Consider the following 473-nt stretch of genomic DNA (forward strand, 5'->3'; position numbering starts at 1 on the left):
TTACAGTTTCGCTTGGGTTTACTAACTCTTCAGTTGTGCCGTCTACTGTACCTGTGCCAGTTTTCGCAGTGGTTAATTTGAAACCACTGTTGTTGATGGCATTGGCAACGGTTGAGGCATTGACTAACGCATCGCCATCTGTTGGCTCTGCTACTTTACCGTCAGTGTTGGTTAAGTCGCCAGTTACGGCAGTGACGTTGCCATCATCATCAACTTTAACAGTTGTGCCGTCAGTTTTAACGTTATATTTCACTTTAGCAACAGTGTCGCCCTCCATTTCAACAACTGCCTCAGTGCCGGTACCGTTTACAAAGTTGACCGTATCGTAGCCTTTAACAAAGTCTTTCGCAACGCCATTGTTTTGTAAGTTCCAACCGATATTTAAGACATCGCCCAATGTTGCAGCTTTGGTTGTATCAGCCACAGTTGGTGCTGAAACCACTGTTGGTGAATCACTTACATTTGGTAAAGTT

1 pseudogene is annotated in these 473 nt (G+C 44.4%); it reads right to left on the bottom strand.

Features of this window, described 5'->3' with window-relative positions:
* Window positions 1–424: pseudogene (locus tag ACTG7Q_RS10865) on the bottom strand (hypothetical protein); the annotation flags it as partial.
* Window positions 425–473 lie beyond the last annotated feature (49 nt).

Source organism: Lonepinella sp. BR2474 (assembly GCF_051851555.1).
Lineage (GTDB): Bacteria > Pseudomonadota > Gammaproteobacteria > Enterobacterales > Pasteurellaceae > Lonepinella.